A 25,753-nucleotide genomic window follows, 5' to 3' on the forward strand; every position below is an offset into this window, starting at 1 on the left:
CGGTGAGCGTCAGGGCGAGCGGGGCGACGGCGGCGTACAGGCCGACCGCGCCGGTGACGTCGAGGTCGGCGACCCCGTCGGCGCGCAGGTCGTGCTCGACGTCCAGCACCACCCGGTCGACGCCGGTGCCGGCCTGCGCGGGCGAGCGCGACCAGCACCACCTCGTCGGCGGCCAGCCGGTACGCCCGCGACGCCGCGTCGAGCAACGCCCGCGACTCCGGCACCCGCAGCAGCCGCCGGTAGTCGGCTCCCGGCGTGGCGGCGCCCAGCGGAGCAGGTCGGCGTCCCCGGCCGCGCGCTGCGGTGGATCGACCGGCGGCCGGTCGACGGCGGCCAGCCGGTCCGCCCAGCGGGCCAGCGGGACGGGTGGGGCGGGCAGGTCCGGCTCGGCGCCGGTGGCGGCCCGGTCCAGGACCCGGCGCAGGTCGGCCCAGAGCGGGCCAGGAGCGGGCGTCCACCGCGAGGTCGGCGACCAGCAGCACCAGCCGGCGGTCCCCGCCGCCGAGGTCGAACAGGACGGCCCGGGTCAGCGGCCCGTCGACCGGGTCGAGTTCGGCGCGGATGTCGGCGACCATCTGGTCGCGGGCCGCCGCCCGCCGGGCCTCGGGCAGCGGCGCGAGGTCGATCAGCGGCACGTACGCCTCCTCCGCCCCGCCGATCCGCTGCCGCCAGCCGTCCGGTCCGTCGACGAGGCGCAGCCGCAGCGCGGGGTGGGCGGCGAGCAGGGCGGCCAGCACCCGGCCGGCGGTGTCGGCGTCCAGATCGGCGGGCACCGGCACGTCGAGCACCTGCACGCCGAGCGGGGCGGGTCGGCCCGTCCGGCCCGAGCAGGGCCCGCTGCCAGGGGGTGAGCGGGAAGCTGTCGTCGGTGGTGTCCCGGCCGGCGGCGGTGGCCCGGGCCTCGGCGACCGCCGCGAGGTCGGCGACGATCTGGTGGGCGAACAGGTCGGCGGGGGTGATGTCGAGGCCCTCGGCGGTGGCCCGGCCGATGATCTGGATGCCGGTGATGGAGTCCCCGCCGATGGCGAAGAAGTTGTCGAACGGCCCCACCCCGGGCTGGCCGAGGACCTCCCCGACCAGTCGGGCCAGCAGCAGCGCGGTGGGGGTCGCCTCGCCGGTCGGCGCGTCCGGGCCGGCCGTCCGGGCCGGGTCGGGCAACGCCGTCCGGTCCACCTTGCCGTTGGCCGACAGCGGCAGCCGGTCCAGCGCCACCACCACGGTCGGCACCATGTACGCCGGCAGCACCCGGGCGGCCTCCTGCCGGACCGCCTCGACGAGGGCGTCCCGGTCGGCGGTCGGGTCGGCCGGCACCACGTACCCGACGAGGCGGCGGTGGTGGCGATCGCCGGGCGCGGCGGCGACCGCGGTGGCCACCCCGGGGTGGCGGGTCAGCGCCGCCTCGATCTCGCCCAGCTCGATCCGGTAGCCGCCGACCTTGACCTGGAAGTCCTCCCGGCCGAGGAACTCGATCGTCCCGTCCGGCCGCCACCGTCCCAGGTCACCGGTGCGATAGAGGCGCTCCCCCGTCACCGGGTGGGTGACGAACCGCGTTGCGGTCCTCTCCTCGTCGCGCCAGTACCCGTCGGCCAGGCCGGCGCCGCCGATGAACAGCTCGCCGGTCACCCAGACCGGGCACTCCTGCCACCGGTCGTTGAGCACGTGGAAGGTCTGGTTGCGCAGCGCCCGGCCGTACGGGACGGACTCCCAGGCGGGATCCACCTCGTCGATCTCGTGGCAGATCGACCAGATGGACGCCTCGGTGGCGCCGCCGAGGCTCACCGGCAGACAGTGCCGGGCGAGCTCGCGCAGTCGGCCCGGCAGGTCGACCGGGATCCAGTCGCCGGACATCAGGAACAGCCGCACCGGTTCCAGCGCACCCGCCGGCCCGTTCGCGGCCACCTGGTCGGCGAGCATCTGGGCCAGCGCCGGCACCGAGTTCCACACGGTCACCCGGTGCGCGGCGACCAACTCCGCCCAGTGGCCGGGGTCGCGGTTGCTGCCGGGCCGGGGCAGCACCAGCCGACCGCCCGCGCCGAGCAGCCCGAACACGTCGTAGACGGAGAGGTCGAAGCTGAGCGAGGACAACCCGAGCGCGGCGTCGTCCGGACCCACCCGGTAGCGGGCGTTGATGTCGTCGATGGTGTTGCGGGCCGCCCGGTGGCGGATCATCACGCCCTTCGGGGTGCCCGTGGAGCCGGAGGTGAAGATGACGTAGGCGAGGTCGTCGGGGCCGGCGATCTGCTCCGGCGCGGTCTCCGTACCGGCCGGTGGGTCGGCGGCGAGATCCACCACCAGCTCGGTCACCCCGTCCGGCCAGGACCTCCTCGGGCCGCCGGCGCGGGTCAGCACCGCTCGGCAGCCGCCGAACGACACCAGGTGGTCCTGCCGGTCGGCGGGCAGGTCCGGGTCCACCGGCAGGTACGCCGCGCCGGCCAGCAGCACCCCGAGCGCCGCGGCGACCTGGGCGGCGGACTTGTCCACCGCGACGGCGACCAGCTCGCCGGAGCGTACCCCCAGCTCCCGCAGCCGGTGCGCGATGGCGCAGGCGTGCCGGTGCAGCCGGCCGTAGCTGACGCTCCCCTCGGCGGTGACCACCGCCGGGCGGTCCGGCTCGCGGGTGGCCCAGTCGACGAACGGGGCGTGCAGCAGCCCGTCGGCGGGCGGCCCGGCGGTGTCGTTCGCCGCCGCGACGAGTTCCCGGTGGGCGGCCGGGCGCAGGTCGCCGGGGTCGGCCTGCCAGGCGGACTCGTCCTCGGCGAGCGCGGTGGTGAGCCGGCCGAAGGCGGCGAAGACGGCGTCGAGCACCCCGTCGGGGAAGAGCTGCCGGACGCCGTGCCAGCTCATCCGGACCCCGTCGGCGGTCTCCAGCAGGGCGAAGTCGAGCCACACCTGCGGGGTCTGGGCGACCTCGTGGACCATCTCGCCGAGCCAGCCGAACCAGGTCTCGTCGCCCGGTTCGCTCTCCTGCACGACGGTGCTGGTGAAGACCACCGGCAGCACCGCGCCGGCGGCCCCGCCGCGGGCGCGGGCCATCTCGCGCAGCACCTCGACGCCGCTGACGTAGCGGTGTTCCAGGTCCTGCCAGCTCTGCTCCTGCAGGTGGCGGGCCAGCCCGGCCACGCTGCCGGCGGCGGTCAGGTCGACCGGGAGCAGGTCGAACGAGGCGAACTCGCCGACCAGGTCACCGACGTGCGGGTGGACCGGCAGTCGGTTGGTGACGGTGACGTTGACGGTGAACCGCCCGGCCCGGCACCAGGCGCCCACCGCGTACGCGTAGACGGCGAGCAGCACCGACGACGGGGTCAGCCCGTGACCGCCGGCCCGGTCGGTGATCCGCTTCCAGGTGGCCCGGTCCAGTTCCAGGTCGAAGGAGACCGGCTCGGGTCGGGTGACGGCGGCGGGCGCGACGGCGAGCGGCAGGTCCGGCCGGGGCGGCAGCTGTGCGATCCGCTCCCGCCAGTACGCCAGCGACCGCTGGTGCAGCGGGCTGCCGCGCAGCTCCTCGGTGGCCAGCACGTAGTCGCGGTAGGTGAGCTCCAGCGGGGCGAGACCGCCGGCCTCCTGGTAGATGCGGCGCCAGTCGCGGGAGACCAGCCGGATGCTGCCGATGTCGGCGATCATCAGGTCGAAGCCGAGGTGCAGCCGGGTCCGTCCGCCGGGCAGCAGGGTGGCCCGGACGTCCCACAGCGGCCACACGTCCACCGGCCGCATCTGGTGCGACAGGGTCTCGCGCCGTTCGGCGAGCACCCGTTCCACCTCGTCGGCGGGGCGGTCGCGCAGGTCGGTGGCCTCGATGACGTACGGGCCCGGGTCGGGCAGGATCCGCTGCCGGCCGTCGTCGCCGACGACCGCGCGGAGCATGCCGTGCCGGCGCACCACCTCCCGCCACGTCTCGGTGAGCCGGTCCAGGTCGACCTCGCCGGTCTCCACCTCCCAGTAGACGTGCGCGGCGACGTTGCCGCCCTCGACGCTGCCGAGCCGGCCCAGCCACTGGGCCTGCTGGATCTCGGCCAGCGGGAACGGCTCGTGCGCCTGGTCCGGTGCGGGCACGGCGAGCGGCAGGCCGGGCGCCGGCTCGTCGGTCTCCTCGGACCGGCCGGCGGCGACCAGGGCGGCCACCCCGGCGACGGTCGGCGCGGCGAGCATCTCGCGCAGCCCGATCCGGCTGCCGAACGCCTCGTTCACCCGGGCGACGACCCGGGTGGCCAGCAGCGAGTGCCCGCCGAGTTCGACGAAGTTGTCGTCCACCCCGATCGGGGCCGCGCCGAGCAGGTCCTGCCAGATGGCGGCGACCAGCCGCTCCCGGTCGTCGCGGGGGGCGACGTACGGGGTCTGCACCGGGGGGCGTCCGTCCAGGCCGGTGGGGTCGGCGTCCGGTTCCGGTGCGCCGCCGGACAGTCCGGCGAGGTCCAGCGGGCCGCCGCCCCCGCTCGGGGTGATCCAGTAGCGGCGGCGCTGGAACGGGTAGCCGGGCAGGGAGACCCGTCGGCGTGGCCCGTCGGTGAGGTCGACGTCGACGCCGGCGGCCCAGAGCCGGCCGAGCAGGGCCGGTCCCGGGTGCGGCCCGACCGGCGGGTCGCCGGGGGCGGGCAGGCTGGCCAGCACGGTGGCCTCCCGGCTGACCTGCCGGGCCAGGGTGCCCAGGGTCCGGCCGGGGCCGACCTCCAGCAGCACCGCGTCGGGACCGGCGACCAGCGCCACGGACGCGCCGAAGCGGACGGTGTCCCGGACGTGCCCGGCCCAGTAGGTCGGGTCGGTGGCCTCCCGGTCGGTGATCCACTCGCCGGTGCGGTTGGCGACGAACGGCAGGGTCGGCGGGGCGAGCCGGATCCCGGCCAGCGCGGCGGCGAAGGGCTCGCGGACCGGGTCCATCATCGCCGAGTGGAAGGCGTGTGAGGTGTGCAGCCGCCGGTGGGACACGCCCCGCTCGGCGAGAACCGCCGCGAGGGCGGCGACGTCCTCGTCGGGGCCGGAGACCACGCACAGGTCGGGGGCGTTCGCCGCGGCCAGGGCCAGGGTCGGGGGAAGCAGGGGGCGGACCTCGCCCTCGCCGAGGGCGACCGAGAGCATCGCGCCGGGCGGCATCGCCGCCATCAGCCGGCCCCGGGTGGCGACCAGGCGGGCCGCGTCGGCCCGGTCCAGGACGCCGGCCAGGCAGGCGGCGGTCAGCTCGCCGACGCTGTGGCCGATCATCGCGTCCGGGAGGATCCCGTACGAGGCGAGCAGGGCGGCGGTGGCGTACTCGACGGCGAACAGGGCCGGCTGGGCCAGGTCGGTGGACTCCAGCCGGCGGGCCGCCTCGGCGGGGTCGACGTCGGCGGCCGGGTACAGCACGGTACGCAGGTCCAGGCCGAGGTGCGGGGCCAGGTCGGCGGCGACCGCGTCGAGGGCGTCGCGCCAGGCCGGTTCGGTGGCGTACAGGTCGGCGCCCATGCCCGGGTGCTGGCTGCCCTGGCCGGGGAAGAGGAAGACCAGCCGGGGCCGGTCGACGGCCGTACCGGTGACGGCGCGGGCCAGGTCGGCCAGCGCGGCGGCGGCCTCGCCCGCGTCGGCGGCGACCACCGCGCGGCGGTACCGGGCCGGCACCCGGCCCCGGTGCAGGGTCCAGGCCGCGTCGGCCAGCGGCGGGGCGTCGGGCGCGGCGAGGGCCGCGGCGAGTTGCGCGCCGGCCGCGTCCAGCGCCTCGGGGGTACGCGCGGAGATCGTGATCACCTGCGCGGCGCGCTCCGGCGGCGGCAGCGGGACGGGGGCGGGTGCCTCCTCGACGACGACGTGGGCGTTGGTGCCGCCCATGCCGAAGGAGCTCACCCCGATCCGGCGCGGCACGTCGTCGACCGTCCACTCGCGCAGCTCGGTGTTGACCCGGAACGGCGAGCTGTCGAAGTCGATCTCCGGGTTGGGCTTGTCGTAGTGCAGGCTCGGCACCAGCTCCCGGTGCCGGAGCTGGAGCACCGCCTTGATCAGGCCGGTCACCCCGGCGGCGGTGTCCAGGTGTCCCACGTTGGACTTCACCGAGGCCAGGGCGATCCCGCCGCGTTCGCGCATCCGGGGGGCGAAGACCCGGTTCAGGGCGGTCACCTCGATCGGGTCGCCCAGCGGGGTGCCGGTGCCGTGCGCCTCGACGGCGGTGACGGTGGCCGGGTCGATCCCGGCCAGGCCCAGCGCGGTCGCCACGGCGCGGGCCTGACCGTCCACCCCGGGCGCGGTGTAGCCGACCTTCGCCGACCCGTCGTTGGTGACCGCGCTGCCCTTGATGACGGCGTCGACGTGGTCGCCGTCGGCGAGGGCGTCCTCGAGTCGCTTGAGCACCACCACGCCGACGCCGCTGCCGAAGACGGTGCCGGTGGCGGCGGCGTCGAACGGCCGGCAGTGCCCGTCCCGGGAGAAGATCAGCCCCTCCTGCCACAGGTAGCCACTGGGCTGGGGCAGCCGGATCGCCGCGCCGCCGGCCAGCGCGACGTCGCACTCCCCCTCCAGCAGGGCCTGCGCGGCGACGTGCACCGCGACCAGCGAGGACGAGCAGGCCGTCTGCACGGCCACGGCCGGCCCGCCCAGGCCCAGCTTGAAGGCGACCCGGTTGGGCAGGTAGTCCTTGTCGTTGGTGACCAGCAGTTCGAGGGTCTCGCCGATGGTGCCCGCCACCCGACCGGCCAGCACGTTGCCGAGCAGGTACGTGGACAGCGCGCTGCCGGCGTACACGCCGACGGTGGCGTCGACGGCGCCGGGGGCGTACCCGGCGTCCTCCAGGGCGTGCCAGGCGCACTCCAGGAAGAGGCGTTGCTGCGGGTCGATCAGCGCCGCCTCGCGGGCGTGGTAGCCGAAGAACGCGGCGTCGAACTGCTCGATGCCGTCGAGCACCGAGGCGGCCCGCACGTACGCCGGGTCGGCCAGGGTCTCCTCGGTGATGCCCGCGGCGCGCAGGGTGTCGGTGTCCCAGAAGGTGACCGACTCGACGCCGCCGCGCAGGTTGCGCCAGAAGGTGGCCACGTCGGGGGCGCCGGGGAACCGGCCGGCCATGCCGACGATCGCGATGTCGCCGCTCGACGGGCTCACCGGGACACCTCCGCCGGACGGCCGGCGCGCCGGCCACGGCGGGCGGCGGCCCGGCTGAACGCGGCGTCCACGGCGTCGCCGTCGGCACCGCCACCGCCGTCGAGTCCCGCCGCGAGGCGCCGGATCGTGGGGTGTTCGAACATGTGCATCAGCGGGAAGGTGCGGCCCAGCGCGGCGCAGAGCTGACGGTAGACCTTCACGATGGTCACCGAGTCGGCGCCGAGGTCGAAGAAGCGGTCGTCCACGCCGATCCGGTCGACCCCGAGGACGGTGCGGAACACCTCGGTCGCGGTCCGCTCCACCTCGGAGGTCGGGGCGGCGTACGCGGCGCCGCCGCCGCGGCCGGTCTCCGTGGCGGAGTCGGCGAGCCGTGCCAGGGCGGCCCGGTCGACCTTGCCCCGGGCGGTCAGCGGCAGCCGGTCCACGGTGACCACGGTGGCCGGGACCATGTAGTGCGGCAGCGTCTCGGCGACGTACGCACGCAGCCGCTCGGCCGGGCTGCCGCCGCCGGCGCCCGCCTGCGGCGTCGGGTCGAGCACCCCGCCGAGCAGGCTGTGCAGCACCTGGTCGTCGTCGGCGAGGGCGAGCAGGTCCCGGACGGCGGGCTCGTCGGCGATCAGGCCGAGCTGGCAGAGCCCGAGGTCGAGGCCGGGGGCCGTCTCGTCGAGCAGTTGACTCATCTCGCCCGCCTCCAACAGGCAGAAGTGCAGCGCCCGGGTGCCGTAGAGCGGGCTGACCGCCGACATCCGGCCGACCAGGAAGATCTCGAAGGCGCTGCCGTCGTAGGCGGGCTGGTTGGTGGAGACGTGCGCGGCGCGGTCCAGGTCGGTGTCGAGGCGGACCGGGACCAGCCGGTGCGCCACCGGATCGTGGTAGTAGCTGCCGCCGGCCAGGCCCTCGACCCGCCCGGGCCGCACGTGCACGTACGTCTGCACCGGGTAGAGGGCGCCGGCCGAGGCGTACCGGTACTTCGGCAGCACCTCGCCGTCGCGGCTGCGCAGGCTCTCCAGCAGCCGGGCCAGGTCGGTCAGCGGCACCGGCCGGTCGGCGAAGGCGCGTCGGCTGGCCCGCCGGGCCCAGACCGCGTCGGCCGCCGCGCCGTCCGGGTCGGACGGCAGGTCGACGGGCGGGCCGGTCAGGTCGGTGCGCAGACCGCGCCGGGCCAGGGTGAACTCCACCCGGCGGACCGGGTCGGCCTCCACGTCGCCGAGGACCCGCTTCTCGGCGACCTTCGGGTCGAGGTCGGTGCCGGCCGGTGCGGCGTCCGCGCCGTCGGGGACCACGAAGGCGACCAGCCGGCGGCGGTGCCGGTCCGGGCCGGCGGCCAGCACGGCGGCCTCGCGTACCCGGGGGTGCCGGGTGAGGGTGGCCTCGATCTCGCCGAGTTCGATGCGGAACCCGCCGATCTTCACCTGGAAGTCGTCACGGCCGAGGATCTGCAGGGTGCCGTCGGGCAACCACCGGCCCAGGTCGCCGGAGCGGTAGAGCCGCTCGCCGGTCTCCGGGTGGGTGACGAAGGCGGCGGCGGTCAGCTCCGGGTCGCGCCAGTACCCGTCGGCGAGGCCGGCGCCGCCGATGAACATCTCCCCCGGCACCCCGACCGGGCAGGGCTGCATCCGGTCGTTGAGCACGTGGATGCGGTGGTTGGCCAGCGGCCGGCCGTACGGGACGGACTCCCAGGTCGGGTCGGCGTGTTCGACGTCGTAGGCGACGCACCAGATGGCGGTCTCGGTGGGGCCGCCGGAGGCGACGAACCGGACGTCCGGGGCGAGCGCCCGGACCTGGTCCGGCAGGTCCACCGGGATCCAGTCGCCGGAGAGCCACATCAGCCGCAGCCGGGCCAGTCCCGGGTGTCCACCTTCCGCGTGCTCGACCAGCATCCGGGCCAGCGCGGGCACCGAGTTCCAGGTGGTGACCCCGTGGGTGGCCATCAGCTCCAGCCAGCGGCCCGGGTCGCGGGCGGCGGCCGGCTCCGGCAGCACCAGGGTCGCCCCGGCGCCGAGGACGCCGAAGACGTCCCAGACCGACAGGTCGAAGCTCAGCGCGGAGAGGCCCAGGGCGACGTCGTCGGGGCCCAGACCGACGCGCTCGCGCACCTGGGCGACGGTGGTGAGGGTGGCCCGGTGCGACAGCATCACCCCCTTCGGGGCGCCGGTGGAGCCGGAGGTGAACAGCACGTACGCCAGGTCCGTCGGCCGCTGCGCGGGCACCAGGTCGGTGACGTCGCCGTCGGGGTCGACGGTGGCGTCGACGGGCACCACCCGCACACCGTCCGGCCAGTCGTCCCGGTCCGGGCCGCCGGCGCGTACCAGCACGATCGCCACCTCACCGCGGCGCAGCTGGTGGTCCTGGCGGGCCGGCGGCAGGTCCGGGTCGACCGGCAGGTACGCCCCGCCGGCCAGTTGCACGCCGAGGGCGGCGACGAGCTGGGCGGCGCTCTTGTCGGCGGCGACCGCGAAGAGCTGGTCGGGGCGTACCCCGTCGGCGCGCAGCGCCCGGCCCAGCGCGGTGGCCCGCCGCCACAGCTGCCCGTACGTCAGGGTGGTGTCGGCGGCGACCACGGCGGTGCGCTCGGGATGCGCGGCGGCCTGCCGGCCGATCGCGGTGAAGAGCAGCTCGTCGGGGATCTCCGCGGTGGCCGCGTGCGCGGCGGCGACCAGCTCCCGCTGGGCGGCCGGCAGCGGGTCCGACGCGCCCGGCGCCCACGCGTCGTCGCTCGCGGCGAGGCGTTCCAGCAGCTCGGTGTAGGCGGCGAAGAGGTCGTCGAGCATCGCGTCGGGGAAGAGGTCCTCGATCACGTCCCAGTGGTACGACAGGGCGCCGTGGTCCTCGTAGACCTGGTGGTCGAAGAGGACCTGCGGGGTCTGGGAGATCACCGAGACGGTGTCGCCGAGCCAGGCCGCCCCGAGCGCGCCCTGCGCGCCCTCCTGGTCGCGGCCCTGCTCGCGGGCGCTGGCGAAGACGACGGTGGCGAAGGTGCCGGGCGGGACACCGCGCTGGCGGCTCAGCTCCCGCATCACCTCGACCCCGGAGAAGTAGCGGTGTTCCAGGTCCTGCCAGAGCTGGCGCTGGATGCGCTCGGCGAGCCCGCCCAGGCCGTCGCGCGGGGTCACGTCGATCTCCAGCAGGGTGACCGCCGTGAAGTCGCCGATCACGTCGTCGATGCGCGGGTGCAGCGGCATCCGGTTGAACAGCGGCACGTTGACGGTGAACCGGCCGGTGCGGCTCCACCGGCCGAGCACCTCGGCGAACGCGGCGAGCTGCACCACCGACGGGGTGACGCCGCGCCGGGCGGCCCGGGCCCGCAGTCGGGCCCACTTCTCGGCGTCGAGCAGGTGGGAGCGGCGGCGCCGGCCCCGCCGGTCCGTCCCCGCCACCAGCGGCAGGTCCGGCCCGGGGGGTAGGTCCGGGATCCGGGCCAGCCAGTACTCCCGGGACCGCCGGTACGCCTCGGATTCGGTGACCTGGTCCAGGGCCAGCACGTAGTCACGGAAGGAGACCGGCAGCGGGTCGGGGTGGGCGTCCGGGTCGGCGTAGTGGTCGCCCCACTCCAGGAAGAAGAGCCGGACGCTGGCCACGTCGGCGACCAGCAGGTCGAGGCTGACGTGCACCCGGGTGACGCCGCCGGGCAGTCGGCTGGCCCGCACCTCGAACATCGGCCAGTGGTCCATCGGCAGGACCTGGTGGCTCAGCTCGTCGCGGGTTCCGGCGAGTCGGGCGTCGCGTTCCGCCGGGTCCATCTCGGACAGGTCGGCGCACGCGATCCCGACCGGGGGGACCTCGTCGGCGGGGAGGATCCGCTGGGTGCCGTCGGAACGGACCACCGCGCGCAGCATCTCCTGCCGGGCCACGAGCCGGTTCAGTGCCCGGGTGAGCCGGTCCAGGTCGAGATCGGCGGCGTCGATCTCCACGTAGATGTGGATGGAGACCTCACCGAGGTCGTAGCCGGCGCTGCGGCCGACGAAGTAGGCGTACTGCTGCTCGGTCAGGGGGAACGGCTCGTGCCGGTGCGCCGGGTCGGCGACCACCGGCCGCCAGGCGATGTCCCGCCCGCCGGGGGCGGCGTCGAGCTGCCCGGTGACCAGGCCGGCCAGGGCGGTCACCGTGCCGCGCATGAACTCGGCGATGGGGATGCCGACGCCGAGGTCGCGTTCCAGGTCGCGGCGCAGCTCGATGGCACGCAGCGACTCCAGGCCCAGCCCGGCCAGCGGCAGGTCGGTGGCGATCCGGTCGGTGCCGGTGCCGAGCAACCCGGCCAGCCGGCGGCGCAGCTCGGCGACGAGCACCGGGGCGCGCAGCGCCTCGTCGAGGGCGACAACATGTCCCGCATCGGCGCGGCGGCCGGCTGCGGGCCGGCCGGCACGCGGTGGCGGTGAGGCGGCGGCCCGGCCAGCAGGCGCAGTTCCCCGGCGAGGTAGCGGTCCCGGCAGGCGCCCCGCTGCACCTTGCCGCTGACGGTCTTGGCGACCCCGTCCGGGCCGACCAGCAGCACCTCGTACGTCTCGACCTCGTGGTCGTCGGTGACGGCGGCGCGCAGCCGGCCGGCCAGGTCGTCGAGGTCGACGCCGGTGGTGTCCGGGACGGACTGGACCACGACGAGGCGTTCCTCGCCGTCGAGGTCGACGGCGAACGCGGCGGCCGGGGCACCGGCCAGCGCCGGGTGCACCCGCTCGCAGGTCAGCTCGACGTCCTGCGGATAGAGGTTCCGCCCCCGGATGATGATCATTTCCTTGAGCCGGCCGCAGAGCACCAGGTCGCCGTCGTGCCGGAAACCCAGGTCGCCGGTACGCAGGAAGGGCCCGGTCCCGTCCGCGAGCCGGGCGCCGAAGGTCTCCTCGGACAGCTCCGGACGCCGCCAGTAGCCCTGGCAGACCACCTCGCCGCGCACCCACAGCTCGCCCACCCGGTCGTCGGCGACCACCTGCCGGGTCTCCGGGTCGACCACCAGGATCTCGCAGTGCGGCCCGGCCGGGCCGACCCCGACCAGGGTGAGGCTGCGGTCGCCCGGGTCGGCGGGCACCACCCGGCCCCGCTCCAGCTCGGCGGCGTCGACGTGCAGCACCCGCGGTTCCGGGTCGGCGTGCCGGCCGGTGAGGAAGAGCATCGCCTCGGTCATCCCGAAGCCGGGCCCCATCGTCTCGGGCCGGAACCCGTACGGGCCGAACTCCTCGGCGAAGCGGGCGATGGTGCTCGCCCGGACCCGCTCGGCGGCGTTGAACGTGGTGTGCCAGCCGGAGAGGTCCAGACCGGTGCGCCGCGCGGCCGGCACCTGGCTCAGGCAGCGCTCGAAGGCGAAGTTCGGGGCGCAGCCGAAGACCGGCCCGGGGGTGTCGGAGATGGCCCGCAGCCAGCGCAGCGGGTCGGCGACGAAGTCCTCCGGGGTGAGGAAGACGGCCCGGCCACCGAGGTACTGGGACAGCAGCAGGTGCCCGGCCACCCCGAGCGCGTGGTACGGGGAGATCCAGCTGACCACGTTCGCCCCGGCGGGCAGCCCGGCCAGCGCGACGGTCTGGTCGATCTGGTGCAGCAGGTTGCGGTGGCTGACCATGACCCCCTTGGGCGCCCCGGTGGAGCCGGAGGTGTACTGCAGCAACGCCAGGTCGTCGCCGGTCAGCCCGGGCGGGGTCCACCCGTCGGCGGCGGACTCGTCGATCCCGTCCACGGCGAGCCACGGCACGTCCGGGCCGAGCCGGTCGCGCAGCTCGCCGAGGCGGTCGACCAGCGCGGCGGTGGTCACCACGGCGGTCACCTCGGCGTTGCCGGCGATCTGCACGGCCCGCTCGGTGCGCGGGTCGCCCGCGCCGTCGACCGGGGGCGGGCAGGCCACGGCGACGCCGCCGGCGTACAGCACGCCGGTCAGCCCGACCAGGAAGTCCAGGCCGGGGGCGAGCAGCACCAGCACTCGACCGGCCGGGGCCAGCCGGGGGGCGAGGACGGCCGCGAGGGCGGCGGAGCGGCGGTCGTACGCCCCCCGGGTGAGTTCCCGCACGACGCCGCGACCGTCGGAGGTGTCGGTGCCGGCGGGGAAGGACAGCTGCGCGAAGGCGACCGCGTCGGGATCGGCCGTGGCGTTGGCCCGGAGGATGTCGAGCAGGGTGGTCGCCTGGATGCCGCCGTCGATGGCAAGGTCGGTCATGCGCGCTCCTGGCTGGAAGTCGTTCGGTCCGGCGCGGCGCCGCCCGGTGACGGCGGGCGCGTCGCGTCGGCGGACCGGTGCTGATCTCGCGGAGTTCCCTCACCGTGCCAATGCCCGCGCCGCCGGTCGGCCCTCCAACGGCCCGTCCGCCCGGGCACCCCCCGTCCCGACCGCCCCGCCCACCCCCGCCGGAGTACCCATCCGGGCACCCGGCGGGACAGGAAAGGCCCGCGTACCGCAGGTGTGGGGCCGTCCGCTCAGGAGACGGCGGGGGCGGGATGGGTGAGTGCGGGGGGCTGCTGCATCCGTTGCCACATGCCCTTCTCGGCCACCGCGAGGTAGACGCGGGTGAGCTTGCCCATCGCCCAGCGGGCCAGCGCACCGCGTGGCTCGGCGGCGGTCGCCACCTGCACGGACTGCTGGCGTACCCACTTCACCCGGTCGAGGCGGCGGCGCTCGTAGTCGCGCAGCGCGGCGGCGACCCCGGCCGGGGTGTTCGGGTCACCGGCGGCCAGCGCGTCGGCGAGCACCACCGCGTCCTCGACGGCCTGGCAGGCGCCCTGGCCGAGGTCGTTGGGCATCGCGTGGGCGGCGTCGCCGAGCAGGGTGACCGGGCCGTCGCCCCAGGTCTCGTGCCACTCGTGGTACCAGATGTCGGTCCGGACGAGGGCGTCCGGATCGGTCCGGGCGACCCGGTCGCGCAGCACCGCCGGCAGCACCCGGGCCAGGTGTACGGCGTGCGCGTGCGCGCGGCCGGGCTGCTCCCGCTCTCCGGCCGGGGCCTTCCAGGACAGCGTCCACGCCGCCCGGTCCCCGCCGATCGGATAGACCCCGCCGCCGACCCGGGTGGCCTCGTCGTGGAAGAGCAGTGGCACCTCGGGGACGAGGCCGTCGGTGCCGGCGCACACCCCCCGGTAGGTGCTCCGGCCCAAATAGATGCCGGGCACCTCGCCGCGCAGCTGACGCAGCACGGTGGAGCGGACCCCGTCCGCGCCGATCAGGGCCGACCCGGTGACGGTTTCGTCGTCGAGGCGGACCTCCACGCCGTCGCCGGTCCGCCGGTAGCCGGTGACCCGCCGGCCGTGGTGCACCGGCACACCACGCTCCGCGCAGGCCGACAGCAGGATCGCCGCCAGGTCCATCCGGCCGATCGACAGCGACGGCAGCGCGTCCGGCCAGATGTACGGGTGGGTACGCATGGTGAACCGGATCCGCCCCCGGGAGTCGAAGTTGCGGATCTCCACCACCCGCTCGGCGGCGGCCAGCAGCCGGTCGCCGAGTCCGAGCCGGCCCAGCGGGGTGGACGCGTTGCTCCACAGGGTCAGGCCGCTGCCGGGCGCGTCGAGGATCTCGTCGGCGGTGCGGCGCTCGTACACCTCGACGGGGAGGCCGTGGCGGGCCAGGGCGAGGGCCGCGGTGAGGCCGCCCACCCCCGCCCCGGCGACGACGATCGGGTCATGCGGAACCATCGGTGCTCCCTCCGTCGGGGTGGTGCGGACCGTCGCCGGGGGGCGGCGGGAGGACGCCGTCGGCGACCAGCACGTCGAGGTAGTGGCCCAGCAGCGCGGTGTCCACCGGGGGCGGCGGCAGCTGCGCGCCGATCAGCTCCCGGGTGTTCCGGTCGTCGAAGGTCGGTTCGCCGGGGCCGGTGACCCGCCCCTCGGCCAGCGGGGCGTACATCGCCAGGACCGGGCCGAGCTGGTCGTCGCCGGCCCGGGCGGCGGCGGTGACCGCGTCGTACCACTGGGCCAGCGGGACGCGGCGGACCGGCCAGCCCCGCTCGGCGAGCGCGTCGGCGAGGCGGACCAGCGGCACCTTGGCGTCCAGCGCGAAGTGGAAGGTACGGCCCAGCGCGTCGCGCCGCCGGGCCAGGCCGGTGACGGCGGCGGCGATGTGGTCGACCGGCACCAGGTCGGTGGCGAGCCCGGTGTCCGGCACCAGCCCGGTGGCCACGCAGGCCCGGATCACCTGGCAGACCAGGTCGTCGCCGCGCCAGGTGCCGGTGCGGGTGTCGCCGGCGATGCGGCCGGGCCGGTACACGGCGACCGGGACGCCCCGGGCCCGGGCCAGGGCCACCACCTGCTCGGCGACCCACTTGCTGTGGTTGTAGCCGGTGTCGGTGGCCGGCGGCGGGTCGTCGGGCAGGGTGTCCTCGCGCAGCACCACACCGGTGGCGTCGGCGGGACCCGCTGCCCCGGGTCGGGCCAGCCCGCCGAAGACCGACATGGTGGAGACGTAGTGCACCGGGACCGGACGGTCCAGCGTGGCCAGCCGGAGGATCTCCACCGTGCCGGCGACGTTGCCGGCGCGCAGCGCCGCGTACGGCCGCAGGAAGTGCACCACCGCGCCGCAATGGTAGATCTCGTCCACCTCCCGGGCCAGCGCGGCGAACCGGTCCGGGGTGAGGCCCAGCCGGGGCGCGGCGAGGTCACCGGGGATCGCCCGGAACCGGTCGGCCCACTCGTCGCGCCAGCACCGGTACCGGCGCAGCTGCTCGGTCAGCCGGCGCTGGGCGTCGGCCTCGTCGCGGCCGCGCACCAGGCAGAGCACCGTCACGCCCGCCTCGGCGAGCTGCCGGGCCAGGTAAGCCCCGAGGAACCCGGTGGCCCCGGTGAGCAGCACGGTGCCGGGCCGGTCGGTCCAGCGCAGCTCGCCGACGGGCCGGACGTCCTCGGGGAGCACCACGTCGGCGCGCAGCGCGGCGGCGTGCTCGGCCTCGGCGGCGGCCACGTCGATGCTGCCCTGCTCGTCGAGCAGGTCGGCGAGGGACCCGATCCGGGAGCGTTCGAAGAGCACCCGCACCGGCAGGTCCACCCCCCACAGCCGACGGATGGTGGCGTGCAGCCGGGCGGCGAGCAGGGAGTGGCCGCCGAGGGCGAAGAAGTCGTCGTCCAGGCCGACCCGGTCCACCCCGAGCGCCTCGGCGACCAGCCGGGTCAGCCGGTGCTCGGTGGGGGTGGTCGGTGCGACGTACCCGTCGTCGTCGCCGGTGCCGGCGGGGGCGGGCAGCGCCCGGCGGTCGACCTTGCCGTTGGGGTTGAGCGGCAGGGCGGGCAGCGCGACCACGGCGGCCGGCACCATGTACTGCGGCAGCCGGGTGGCGACGGCGTCCCGGGCGGCCCGGGTCAGCTCCGCCTCGGCGCGCAGGTCCGTGCCGGGGTCGGCGGGGACGACGTAGCCGACGAGGCGCTTGTCCCCGGGCCGGTCCTCGCGGACCACGGCCACCGCGTCGGTGACCCCGGGCGCGGCGCGCAGGGCGGCGGCGACCTCCCCCAGCTCGATCCGGAAACCGCGCAGCTTCACCTGGTCGTCGGTGCGGCCGATGAACTCCAGGTTGCCGTCGGGCAGGTAGCGCACCAGGTCGCCGGTGCGGTAGAGGCGTTCGGAGGTCACCGGGTGCCGGACGAACGCCGCCTCGGTCAGCTCGGGCCGGTGCAGATAGCCACGGGCCAGCCCGGGGCCGCCGAGGTACAGCTCGCCGGGGGCCCCGATCGGGCGGGGACGCAGCCGCTCGTCGAGCACCCGGACCACGGTGTTGGCCACCGGCCGGCCGATCGGGGGGTGCCCGCCGCCGACGATCTCGTCGGTGACCGTGGCGTAGACGGTGGCCTCGGTCGGGCCGTACCCGATCAGGAAGCGTTTCTTGCCGCCCCACCGCTCGGCGACCTCGGCCGGACAGTCCTCGCCGCCGGAGCCGAGCACCTCCAGGGTCGGTACGTGCTCCGGCGCGAGGTGGGCCAGCAGGGACGGCGGGATGAAGGTGAAGGTGACCCGCTGCCGGTTGATCAGCCCGACGATCTCCACCCCGCCGGCCAGGTCCGCCGGGGTGGGCACCACCAGCGGTACGCCGCCGAGCAGCGAGAGCACCATCTCGAAGACGGAGACGTCGAAGCTGAACGGGGCGAACTGGAGCACCCGGCTGCCGGGGTGCAGGCCGGCCAGGTCGCGGGTGAGCCAGAGGTTCGTCACCGACCGGTGGGTGACCGCGACACCCTTCGGGGTGCCGGTGGAGCCGGAGGTGTAGATGACGTACGCCAGATCGTCGGGGCCGCTGCGGCGCGGCAGATCGTCGTCGGGCAGCTCGCCCAGGTCCGGGGCGTCCACCGGGACGACCGTGGCGTCGGTGCCGGCGGCCCGGTCGGCGAGCGCGGTCGGGGTGAGCAGCAGGCGGGCCCCCGAGTCGGAGATCATGAAGGCCACCCGGTCGGCGGGCAGGCCCGGGTCGACCGGCAGGTAGGCGCCGCCGGCCTTGAGCACGGCGAGGACCGCGACGACCATCTCCACGGACCGTTCGGCGAGCACCCCGACCAGGTGGTCCGCGCCGACGCCGGCGGCGACGAGCCGGTGGGCCAGACGGTTGGCCCGGGCGTTCAGCTGGGCGTACGTGACGGTCTCGTCGCCGAAGAGCACCGCCGGCCGGTCCGGCCCGGCGGCGACCTGGCGGGCGAACAGTTCCGGCCAGGTGGCGTCGGGCAGTTCCCGGGTCGGGCCGTGCGCCCACTCCGCCAGCTGTGCGGCCTCCTCGGCGGGCAGGTCCGACAGCGCGGTGACCGGGCGGTCCGGGTCGTCGGCGAACTCGGTGAGCAGCATGGTCAGGTGGGCCAGCATCCGGTCCACGGTGGCCGGGCTGAACAGGTCGGCGTCGTACTCGGCGAGCAGCCGCCAGCCGCCGTCGTCGGCGGGGACCACCGTGACGGTGAGGTCGGTCTTGGCGGTGCCCGGGTCGAACGGCAGCGGCTCGGCGCGTACCCCGGCGAACTCCCGGTCCGCGGCGTCGACCCGCTCGACCAGGGCGAACCCGGCCTGGGCGACGGGGGTGCGGGACAGGTCCCGGGTCAGGCCCAGCCGCTCGACCAGCACGTCGAACGGCACGTCGGCGTGGGCGTACGCGCCGAGGCAGGTCTCGCGGACCCGGCCGATCAGCTCCCCGATGCCGGGGTCACCGGTCAGGTCGGCGCGCAGCACGAGGGTGTTGGCGAGGAACCCGACGAGCCCGTCGAGTTCCGGCCGGTCCCGCCCGGCGACGGGGACGGCGATCCCGAAGTCGGTCTGGCCGGCATAGCGGGCGAGCATCAGCTGGTAGCCGGCGAGCGCCACCATGAACCCCGTGGCGTCGTGCCGCCGCGCCACCTCGGTCAGCCGGTCCACCACCGGGGCCGGCAGCGTGGCCTGCCGCTGGCCGCCCCGGTGGCCGCGGGTGGCCGGCCGGGTCCGGTCGGTGGGCAGCTCCAGCACGGGCAGCCCGGCCAGGCGTTCGGTCCACCAGGTCAGCTCCTCGTCGTGGTCGCCGCGGGCCAGCCGGTCGTGCTGCCAGGCCGCCACGTCGGCGTACCCGAGCGCCGGCGGCGGCAGGTCGGGGTCGGTGCCGGCGACCCTCGCCCGGTACGCGGCGACCAGGTCCCGGACGACGACCTGGGTGGAGGCCTGGTCGCCGACGGCGTGGTGCACGGCGAGCAGCAGGTGGTGCTCGTCGTCGGCGACCCGGGCCAGGGTGGCCCGGACCAGCGGCGCCGTGGCGAGGTCGAAGCCGGCGGTGAGCCGGTCCCGGGTGAGGGCGGCCAGGGCTGCCGGGTCGGGGACGTCGACGCGCTCCAGCGGCACGGTCAGGTCGGGGTGGATCCGTTGGACGGGTTCCCCGTCGAGCACGTCGAGGCTGGTGCGCAGCGCCTCGTGCCGGGCCACCACGTCGGCGAACGCCGCCTCCAGCGCCGCCGGGTCGAGCGGACCGGTCAGCCGGACCGCGCTGCCGATGACGTACGCGGCGGCGCTGGCCGGGTCGAGCTGGTGCAGCAGCCAGAGCCGGCGCTGCGCCGGGGCGGCCGGCAGCGGTCCGGTGCGGGCCACGGTCGGGATCGGGGCGTCGGCGGTGCCGCGCAGTCCGCGCAGCCGGTCGGCGAGACCGGCCACGGTGGGGTGGTCGAAGAGGTCGCGGACGCCGGTGTCGACGCCGAGCGCGGCCCGGGTGCGGCTCATCGCCCGGGTGGCCAGCAGGGAGTGCCCGCCGAGGTCGAAGAAGTTGTCGTGCACGCCGACGGTGTCGACGTCGAGGACCTGCCGCCAGAGGTCGGCGAGGGTGGCCTCCAGCTCGTCGCGGGGGGCGACGTGGCCGGTGTCGTCGGTGCCGCGTCGGGGTCGGGGCAGGGCCCGCACGTCGAGCTTGCCGTTGGCGGTGCGGGGCAGCGCGTCGAGCCGGGTGAGGGTGGCCGGCACGAGGTATTCCGGCAGCAGCCGGCGGGCGTGGGCGCGCAGGTCGGCGGGGCTGGGGTCGGTGCCGGGGCGGGGCACCAGGTAGCCGGCGAGTTCGGTGTCGTCGGCGCGGCCGGGCCGGGCCACCACCACCGCGTCGGCGACGTCCGGGTGTTCGCGCAGCACCGCCTCCACCTCGCCCGGTTCGACCCGGAAGCCGCGGATCTTCACCTGGGCGTCGGTGCGGCCGAGGAAGTCCAGGGTGCCGTCGGGCAGCCAGCGGGCCAGGTCCCCGGTCCGGTAGAGCGGTCCGTCGGCGTACGGGCCGGTGACGAAGCGGTCGGCGGTCAGCTCGGGTCGGCCGGCATAGCCGAGGGAGACCCCGGGGCCGCCGATGGTCACCTCGCCGGGGGCGCCCAGCGGCACCGGTCGCCGGTCCGCGTCGAGCAGCACGATCCGCAGGTCGGGCAGGGGCCGGCCGATCCGGTTGCGGCCGGGCTCGGCGAGTTCCGCGGCCCGGACCCGGTGGAACGTGGCGTGCACGGTGGTCTCCGTGGTGCCGTACATGTTGACCAGCTCGGGTCGGGCGTCGCCGTAGCGGTCGAGCCAGCCGGCCAGGGCGCGCACGTCGAGCGCCTCTCCCGCGAAGATCACGTAACGCAGCGCGTCGAGGCGGTCGGGTGCGCCGGCATCGGCGGCGGCGAGTTGGCGGAACGCCGTCGGGGTCTGGCTGAGCACGGTGACCCGGTGCCGGGCCAGCAGCGCCCGCAGTTCGGCCGGTTCCCGGCCGGCCAGGTAGGGCACGACGACCACCCGGGCGCCGGTCAGCCAGGCGCCCCACAGCTCGAAGACCGACACGTCGAAGGCGACCGAGTGGAACAGGCTCCACACGTCGTCGGGGCCGAACCGGAAGCGGGTCGCCGCGCCGGTGACGAGGCGGACCACGTTGCGGTGGGTCACCATGACGCCCTTGGGGCGGCCGGTGGAGCCGGAGGTGTAGATCAGGTAGGCCACGTCGTCCGGTTCGGCGGTCGCGTCGGGCAACGGGTCCGCCGGGTCGCCGGCCGGGGGCAGCACCGGGCCGGTGAAGCCGGGCAGCGGCCGGTCGGCCACCAGCGCCCGTACCGCCGCGTCGGCGAGGACGTAGGCCATCCGGTCGGTCGGCCAGCCGGGGTCGAGCGGCACGTAGGCCGCTCCGGCCGCGAGCACGCCGAGCACCGCGACCGGCAGGTCGAGGGTCCGGTCGAGGTGGATGCCCACCCGGTCGCCCCGGGTCACCCCGGCGGCGCGCAGCCGAGCGGCCAGGCCGTTGGCCCGGGCCAGCAGGTCGGCGTACGTGAGGTGCGCGTCGCCGCACTCCACGGCCACCGCGTCGGGGGTACGTCCCGCCTGGTCCCGGAACCGGGCGACGAGCCCGGGGTGGTCCGGTTGCGGGGTCTGCCGGACCCACTCGTCCAGCAGCAGCCGCTCCTCGTCGGCGGTGAGCGGGGCGAGGTCGCCGATCCGACGGTCCGGGTCACCGGCCAGCTCGCCCAGGAGCAGCCGGAACTGGGCGGCCATCCGGTCCACGGTGGCCGGGTCGAACAGTTCGGTGTCGTACTCGATGCGCAGCCGCAGGTCGCCGCGGTCCGGGTCGGGCACCAGCATGATCGACAGGTCGAACTGGGTGGTGCCGACGCGCAGGTCGACCGGGGTGACGTCGACCGGACCCATGGACCGGGTCGCGGCCGGGGTGTTCTGCACCGCGAAGAGGACGGTGAACAGCGGGGTCTGGGCGCGGTCGCGGACCGGGCGCAGCTCGTCGACGAGCCGGTCGAACGGCACGTCGGCGTGGGCGTACGCGTCGAGGCAGGTGGCGCGCACCCGGTCCAGCAGCTCCCCGACGGTCGGTTCGCCGGTCAGGTCGGCGCGCAGCACCAGGTTGTTGACGAAGAACCCGACCAGCGGCTCCAGTTCGGTGCGCGGCCGGCCGGCGACCGGCGAGCCGACCGCGAAGTCCCGCTGGCCGCTGTAGCGGGCCAGCATCAGCTGGCAGGCGGCGAGCCCGACCATGAACACGGTGGCGGACCGGCGGCGGCCGGCCTCGGTGACCCGGGTGACCAGCTCGGCGGGGACGGTGTCCCAGCGCAGGTCGCCGCGCCAGGCGCGGACCGCCGGGCGGGGCCGGTCGGTGGGCAGTTCCAGGGCGGGCAGGTCGACCAGCCGGTCCCGCCAGTGCGCGAGCTGCGCCGCCGCGTGCGGGCCGGCGCTCCACTGCCGCTGCCAGGCGGCGTAGTCGCCGTACTGCACCGGCAGGGCGGGCAGCGCGGCACCGTCGGCGGTGTACGCGGCGACCAGGTCCCGGGCCAGCGCCTGCACCGACCAGCGGTCACAGACGGCGTGGTGCACGGCCAGGTGCAGGACGTGCCGGTCGGCGGCGAGGCGGATCAGGGTGGCCCGCAGCAGCGGCGCGGTCCGCAGGTCGATCGGGTTGCCGGAGAGCGCGGCCAGGGTGTCGTCGAGCTCGGCCGGGTCGGTCAGCTCCACCCGCGCCAGCGGCACGTCCACGGTGGGGGCGACCACCTGCACCGGCTCCCCGTCGACCTCGTGGAACGAGGTGCGCAGCGTCTCGTGCCGGGCGGCGACGGCGTGCAGGGCGGCGTGCAGGGCGTCCGGGTCCAGCGGCCCGTCCAGCCGGACCGCACTGTCCACCGTGTACGCGTCCGCCCCGTCCGGGGTGAGCTGGGCGAGGAACCACAGTCGACGCTGCCCGGAGGAGGCCGGCAGCACGTACCGGCCGGCCAGCTCGCCGCCGACCTGCGGCATCCGGAACTGCGCCGCGATCGGCGGCAGCGCCACAGTCGGGTCGACACCGGCCGGCGCACCGGTGGCCGGGTCGGCGGGGCGGGCGTCGGTGCCGGAGGGTCGGGGCAGGGCGGCGGCGAGGCCGGCGACGGTGGGGTCGGCGAAGACGGCCCGCACGGGCAGGTCGACGTCGAGGGCGTCGCGGATCCGGGCGACCACCCGGGTGGCGAGCAGGGAGTGCCCGCCGAGGGCGAAGAAGTCGTCGTCCCGGCCCACCCGGTCCAGCCCGAGCACGGCGGCGAAGATCCCGGCCAGGGTCTCCTCGACGTCCCCGCGCGGGGCGTCGTACGCGCCGACGTCCGGCCGCAGCCCGTCCGGCGCGGGCAGCTTCGCCCGGTCCACCTTGTTGCGGTTGGCGGTCAGCGGCAGCGCGTCGAGCAGCGTCAACGCCGACGGCACCATGTAGTCGGGCAGCCGCTCCCGGCAGGCGGCGTGCAGGGCCGCGACGAGCGCGGGCCGGTCGGTGTCGGGGCGATGCAGGTCGGCGTAGCCGACGAGCCGCTGGTCGCCGGGGGTGTCCTCGCGGACCACCACCACCGCGTCGCGGACCTGGTCGTGGGCGCGCAGGATCGACTCGATCTCGCCCAGCTCGATCCGGTGGCCGCGCAGCTTCACCTGGAAGTCGATCCGGCCGAGGAACTCCAGCCGACCGTCGGCGCGCCAGCGCACCAGGTCACCGGTGCGGTACACCCGGGAGCCGGGCGCCTCGGGGTGGGCCACGAAGCGTTGCGCGGTCAGCTCGTCGCGCCGCCAGTAGCCGGCCGCGACGCCGGCGCCGCCGATCCACAGCTCCCCCGGTACGCCCACCGGCACCCGCCGGCCCGCGTCGTCGACCACCAGCAGCTCGGTGTTCGCCACCGGCCCGCCCAGCGGCAGTGGGTCCTCACCACCGGTCACCCGGTGGGCCGTCGACCAGACGGTGGTCTCGGTCGGCCCGTACAGGTGCCAGACGCGGGCGCCGGCGTCGTGCAGCCAGTGCGCCAGGTCGGCGGGGACCTTCTCCGCGCCGGCCAGGGCGGTGAACCCGGCCGGGGGTCGCCAGCCGGCCTGCTGGAGCAGCCGCCAGGTGGTCGGCGTGCCCTGGAGGTAGCTGACCGCGCTGCGGCGCAGCCGGTCGGCGAGCCGCTCGCCGTCCACGACGCCTGCGTGCGGGATCATCTCGATCCGCGCGCCGACCAGCAGCGGCAGGTACATGTCCAGGACCGGCATGTCGCAGGAGACGGTGTTGGCCGCGCCGACCACGTCGGCGGCGTCCATCCCGGGCCTCTCGGCCATGCTGAGCAGGAAGTTCACCACCGGCCGGTGCGGCAGCGCGACACCCTTGGGGCGGCCGGTGGAGCCAGAGGTGTAGATCAGGTACGCCAGGTCGTCCGGCTCCGGCCCGTCCGGCACCGGGTCGGTGGGGTGGGCGTCGAGCGCCGGTCGGTCGGCGTCCAGCCGCACCACGGTCACCGTCGCCTGCAGGTCGGGCAGCAGGTCGACCAGGCCGGCCTGGGTGAGCACCACGGATGCGCCGGAGTCGGCGAGGATGAACGCCACCCGTTCGGCGGGGAAGTCGACGTCCACCGGCACGTACGCGGCCCCGGCGCGGAGCGCGCCGAGGAGGGCGACCAGCACGTCGCAGCCGCGCTCGGCGAAGAGCGCCACCCGGTCGCCCCGGGTCACCCCGAGCGCCCGCAGGTGGTGGGCGAGTTGGTGGGCGCGGGCGTCCAGCTCGGCGTAGGTCAGCGTGGTGTTCTCGTCGGCGACCGCGACCCGGTCGGCGAACTCGGCGAACCGGGCGGTGACGTACCGGTCGAGGCTGGTCGACGGCACGGGCGGCCGGACGCCGGTGCCCCAGGCGGTGAGCCGGGCCCGTTCCCGGGCCGGCAGGGCGGGCAGCTCGGCCAGCCGCCGGTCCGGGCCGGCGGCGAGGGCGTCGAGGACCAGCCGGTAGTGGTCGAGCAGCCGGTCCACGGTGGCCGCGTCGAACAGGTCGGTGTTGTGCTCGGCGACCACCCGCTGGGCGGTGGTGTCCGGGCCGGCGGGGAAGACGGTGAAGGTGAGGTCGTACTTGGCGGCGGTCTCCGGGGCGCGCAGCGCGGTGGCGGTGACCGTGCCGAGGCGCAGCGACGGCGCGGGCAGCGGGGCGGCGATGAACATCACCTGGAACAGCGGCGAGTGCGCGAGGTCGCGCTCGGGGCGCAGCCGCTGCACCAGCCGCTCGAACGGCACGTCGGCGTTGGCGTAGGCGTCCAGGCAGGTGTCGCGGACCCGGTCGAGCAGCTCGCCGACGGTGGGGTCGCCGGTGAGGTCGGTGCGCAGCACCAGGTTGTTGGTGAAGTAGCCGACCAGCGGCTCCAGCTCGGGGCGGTACCGGCCGGAGATCGGCGAGCCGACCGGCACGTCGAGGGTGCGCGCGTAGCGGGACAGGGTGAGCGCGTAGCCGGCCAGCAGCGCCATGAACAGGGTGCCGCCCCGCCCGGCGGCCAGCGCGGTCAGGCCGGCGACCAGCTCGGCGGGGAGTTCGGCGGTGCGGGTGGCGCCCCGGTAGGTCTGCACCGCCGGGCGGGGCCGGTCGGTGGGCAGGTCCAGCACCGGCAGGTCGGCGAGCGCCGGGGGCGCCAGTGGTCGAGCTGCCGCTGCTCGGTTGGCCGCCGGCCCAGCGCTGCTGGGCGACGGCGTAGTCGCCGTACTGCACTGGCAGGTCGGGCAGCTCCGGCCGCGTCCTGGCCGCCAGCGCGGTGTACGCGGCCGACAGCTCCCCGGTCAGCGCCTCCACGGCGAGCCGGTCGCCGACGGCGTGGTGCAGGGTGACCAGCAGGGCCGCGTCGTCGTCGCCGAGGCTGGCCAGGACGATCCGCAGCAGCGGCGGGACGGCCAGGTCGAACGGCCGGCGGGCGGCGTCGTCGAGCAGCTCGGCCAGGGCGGCGTCCCGGTCGGCGGCCCCGGTCAGGTCCACCTCGGACAGCGGGCTGGGCACCTCGGGGTGGATCACCTGCACGGGTTCGCCGTCCACGGCGGCGAAGCCGGTACGCAGCGTCTCGTGCCGGCGGACCACCAGGTCGACGGCGGCACGCAGCGCGTCGTGGTCGAGCCGGCCGTGCAGCCGCAGCCCGCCGTACAGGTGGTAGGCGGCGGCGGTGTCCGGCTCGAACTGGGCGAGGAACCAGACACGGCGCTGCTGGAACGAGGCGGGCAGCCGGACCAGCCCGTCGGCGTCCGGTCGACGCTCGACGGGGGTGAGGTCCCCGGCGGCGGGCGGTGCGCCGAGACCGAGGACGGCGGCGAGCCGGGCCACGGTGGGCTGCGCGAAGACCGCCCGGACCGGCACCTCGACGCCCAGCTCGGCGGCGATCCGGCCGACCAGGGCGGTGGCGAGCAGGGAGTGCCCGCCGAGGGCGAAGAAGTCGTCGTCCCGGCCGACCCGGTCCAGCCGGAGCAGGTCGGCGAAGATGCCGGCGAGGCGTTCCTCCGCGTCGCCCCGCGGCGGGTCGTACGCGCCGGCCCGGCGGGCCGGGTCGGGGGCGGGCAGGCCTGCCGGTCGACCTTGCC

Annotated in this window: 5 protein-coding genes and 1 pseudogene; all 6 read right to left on the bottom strand. The window is 76.2% G+C overall.

What is annotated here, in order from left to right; translation table 11 throughout:
* Positions 1–9: 9 nt before the first annotated feature.
* Positions 10–7,053 carry a non-ribosomal peptide synthetase/type I polyketide synthase gene (locus MRQ36_RS34215; protein WP_242800258.1) on the bottom strand — a complete coding sequence of 2,348 codons (7,044 nt, stop codon included), beginning with the start codon at positions 7,051–7,053 and terminating at the stop codon, positions 10–12.
* Positions 7,050–11,267 carry an amino acid adenylation domain-containing protein gene (locus MRQ36_RS30935; RefSeq protein ID WP_242801489.1) on the bottom strand — a complete coding sequence of 1,406 codons (4,218 nt, stop codon included), beginning with the start codon at positions 11,265–11,267 and terminating at the stop codon, positions 7,050–7,052. The genes MRQ36_RS34215 and MRQ36_RS30935 overlap by 4 nt, the downstream gene beginning before the upstream one ends.
* Entirely contained in the window at positions 11,153–13,189 is a 2,037-nt protein-coding gene (locus tag MRQ36_RS30940; protein WP_242800259.1) for a fatty acyl-AMP ligase, read from the bottom strand. Before MRQ36_RS30940 ends, MRQ36_RS30935 begins: the two co-directional genes overlap by 115 nt.
* A gap of 257 nt (positions 13,190–13,446) precedes the next feature.
* Positions 13,447–14,658, bottom strand: coding sequence for an NAD(P)/FAD-dependent oxidoreductase (locus MRQ36_RS30945; RefSeq protein ID WP_242800260.1), 1,212 nt, complete (start codon positions 14,656–14,658; stop codon positions 13,447–13,449).
* Positions 14,645–24,796 (bottom strand): non-ribosomal peptide synthetase, encoded by a 10,152-nt coding sequence (locus tag MRQ36_RS30950; RefSeq protein WP_308194949.1) that lies wholly within the window; start codon positions 24,794–24,796, stop codon positions 14,645–14,647. The genes MRQ36_RS30945 and MRQ36_RS30950 overlap by 14 nt, the downstream gene beginning before the upstream one ends.
* A 115-nt stretch (positions 24,797–24,911) precedes the next feature.
* Positions 24,912–25,733 (bottom strand): annotated as a pseudogene (locus MRQ36_RS34825) (condensation domain-containing protein); the annotation flags it as partial.
* Between the last annotated feature and the right edge of the window lie 20 nt (positions 25,734–25,753).

Origin of the sequence: Micromonospora sp. R77, assembly GCF_022747945.1 — a bacterium.
In the GTDB taxonomy this organism is placed as follows: domain Bacteria; phylum Actinomycetota; class Actinomycetes; order Mycobacteriales; family Micromonosporaceae; genus Micromonospora.

Coding starts and splice junctions, on each gene's coding strand:
- MRQ36_RS30940 (WP_242800259.1), bottom strand. CDS start 13,189: ATGACCGACCTTGCCATCGACGGCGGCATCCAGGCGACCACCCTGCTC.
- MRQ36_RS30945 (WP_242800260.1), bottom strand. CDS start 14,658: ATGGTTCCGCATGACCCGATCGTCGTCGCCGGGGCGGGGGTGGGCGGC.